The organism is Actinocorallia lasiicapitis, assembly GCF_054778695.1.
In genome coordinates, this window is sequence record NZ_BAAGZI010000583.1 from 1 (window position 1) to 2,520 (window position 2,520).

The following is a 2,520-nucleotide window of genomic DNA, read 5'->3' on the forward strand; positions in this document are numbered from 1 at the left end:
TACGACCAGGCGACCGCCTGGTCCCACCACGGCTACGACCTCACCGCTTGACATCCAACCTCCAGGGATGTCTGACCGGCCGCGACGTAGCCTGGAACAGGCCCACCGAGGGCCCGCGACGCCGAGGGGGGAACATGCGCGCCACGCTGCTGCACGCCGCAAGGGACATCCGGCTCCAGGACGTGCCGGAACCGCGGATCCTCCGCCCGGACGACGCCGTCGTCGACGTGGTCGCCGCCTGCGTGTGCGGCTCCGACCTGTGGCCCTACCGCGGCGTCACGCCCGTCCCGCACCCCGAGCGGATCGGCCACGAGTTCGTCGGGATCGTCGCCGAGACCGGCACCGAGGTGTTCTCCCTGCGGCCCGGCGACTTCGTGATCGCCCCGTTCTCCGTCTGCGACAACACCTGCGTGAACTGCGCCAACGGCTGGCCCACGAGCTGCGAGAACTTCGCCTGGTGGGGGAGTGAGGACTCCGCCGGGCTCATCGACGGCGGGCAGGGCGACGCCGTGCGCGTCCCCCACGCCGACGGCACCCTCGTGCCCGTCCGCGAGAAGTTCGACGACGCCCTCATCCCCGACCTGCTCACCCTGTCCGACGTCATGTCCACCGGCCACCACGCCGCCGTCTCGGCGGGGGTCAGGCCCGGCAGCACGGTCGTGGTCGTCGGCGACGGGGCCGTCGGCCTGTGCGCGATCATCGCCGCGCGGCGGCTCGGCGCGATCCGGATCATCGCGATGTCCCGCCACGCCGACCGGCAGGCTCTCGCCCTCGCCTTCGGCGCCACCGACCTCGTCACCGAACGCGGCGAGCCCGGCGCCCAGGCCGTCAAGAAGCTGCTCGGCGGGTTCGGCGCGGACTGCGCGCTGGAGTGCGTCGGCACCAAGGAGTCCATGGAACAGGCCGTCGACTCCGTCCGGCCCGGCGGGCACGTCGGCTATGTCGGCTCGACCGCCGGCGGATCCGTCCTGCCCATGCGGAAGATCTTCCTGAACAACATCAGGGTCGGCGGCGGTCTGGCCCCCGCCCGCAAGTACATCCCCGACCTGCTGCCCGACGTCCTGTCCGGCGCGATCACCCCTGGGCAGGTGTTCGACCTGGACCTGCCGCTCGCCGACGTCGCCCAGGCCTACCGGGCCATGGACGAGCGCAAGGCCGTCAAAGCCCTCCTGCGCCCCTGATCGCGTGCGCGGTCCGCGCGTCGGCGGGGAAGAACGACTCGATCGCCAGCTCCGCGACCGTGATGTCCATCGGCGCGCCGAAAGTCGCCATCGTTGAGAAGAACACCAGTTCACTGCCGCGGTGCCGCAGCCGCAGCGGCACCACGATCTGGCCGGCGGGCGGCAGCAGCTCCGGCTGGTCGCACGGGTAGGCCGTCAGCTCCTTCAGCAGGTTCGCCAGGAACGGATCGCCCAGATGCACCACCTGGTGGCGGAGCGTGGACAGCAGATGCGCCCGCCACTCGCCCAGATTCACGATCCGCGGCGCGAGGCCCTCCGGATGCAGGGTCGCCCGCAGCACGTTGTCCAGCAGATCGGGGTTGACGCCGTCGAGCAGCAGGTTCGTGCCGGCGTTCGCGTCGACCAGGTTCCAGCGGCAGTCCACGACCACGGCGGGGAACGGTTCGTGTGCGGTGAGGACCTGCCGGACCGCGTCCATCACCGTGGCCAGCGCGTCGGAGTGGACCGGGGTCTCGGTGTACACGGGCGCGTACCCGGCCGCCAGCAGCAGCAGGTTCTGATCGCGCAGCGGCACTTCCAGCTCGTCGGCCAGCCGCAGCAGCATCTCCCGCGACGGACGTGACCGGCCCGTCTCCACGAAACTGAGATGACGGGTCGACACCCCGGCCCGTGACGCCAGATCGAGCTGGCTCCATCTGCGCCGGTCACGCCAGCCGCGCAGCAGTTCCCCCACGGGCCGGGAGGTCTTTGTCGTCACCTACGTGAATCTACGGCACCAGGTCGCACCAGGAGCAGCACCCCGAGCACCGAATACGTCCCGATCATCCAGAACAGCCCGACCAGGGTCCCGGCCGAACCCTCGACGAGGATCTTCCCGGCCATCCCGCCGACCAGCCACAGGGCGCCCGCCAGCGGCAGCCAGCGCAGCGCCCCCTGCCACCGGCCCACCCGGATGATCGCGATCGCCGAGGCCAGCATCCCGATCTGCGACAGCGGCCACGCCGGATCCAGCACCGCCGCCCAGGTCGGGACGTCGTCGTAGGTCGCGTGGCCGACCGAACCCAGACTCGTCAGGATCGCGAAGGGGAACAGCGCCAGCGGGATCGCCGGGAACAGCCTGCCCTTGCGGTCGCCGGTCGCCCGGCTCGCCAGCACCACCACGCAGAGTGCCCCCAGCCCCAGCAGGTAGAAGCAGCTCGTGATCATGTCGGCGTCGTAGACGCGCTCCTCGACATAGCCGTCCAGGTCGACCTCGATGCCCGCGCCCCACACCACGGGCCCCGCCGCCAGCACCACCCCCGCCAGCCGCACCAGGCCCGGCGCGACCGTCCGCGCGCCG

At 71.6% G+C, this 2,520-nt stretch carries 3 protein-coding genes; 1 reads left to right on the forward strand and 2 read right to left on the reverse strand.

All coding sequences use genetic code 11. From position 1 onward, the window contains the following. The first annotated feature begins 134 nt into the window (after nt 1-134). Nucleotides 135-1,181, forward strand: coding sequence for a zinc-binding dehydrogenase (locus ACYVE7_RS32455; RefSeq protein ID WP_460370194.1), 1,047 nt, complete (start codon nt 135-137; stop codon nt 1,179-1,181). Here ACYVE7_RS32455 and ACYVE7_RS32460 read toward each other — a convergent pair. Together ACYVE7_RS32460 and ACYVE7_RS32465 are read right to left on the reverse strand one after the other, a co-directional pair. Further along, nucleotides 1,159-1,938: a helix-turn-helix domain-containing protein gene (locus ACYVE7_RS32460; protein ID WP_460370196.1), complete on the reverse strand. Its 780-nt coding sequence runs from the start codon at nt 1,936-1,938 to the stop codon at nt 1,159-1,161. The two genes, ACYVE7_RS32455 and ACYVE7_RS32460, sit on opposite strands and share 23 nt — an antisense overlap. Beyond that, on the reverse strand, nt 1,935-2,520 hold a 586-nt coding region (locus tag ACYVE7_RS32465), incomplete at its 5' end, for a hypothetical protein (protein ID WP_460370198.1). The genes ACYVE7_RS32465 and ACYVE7_RS32460, both read right to left, overlap by 4 nt.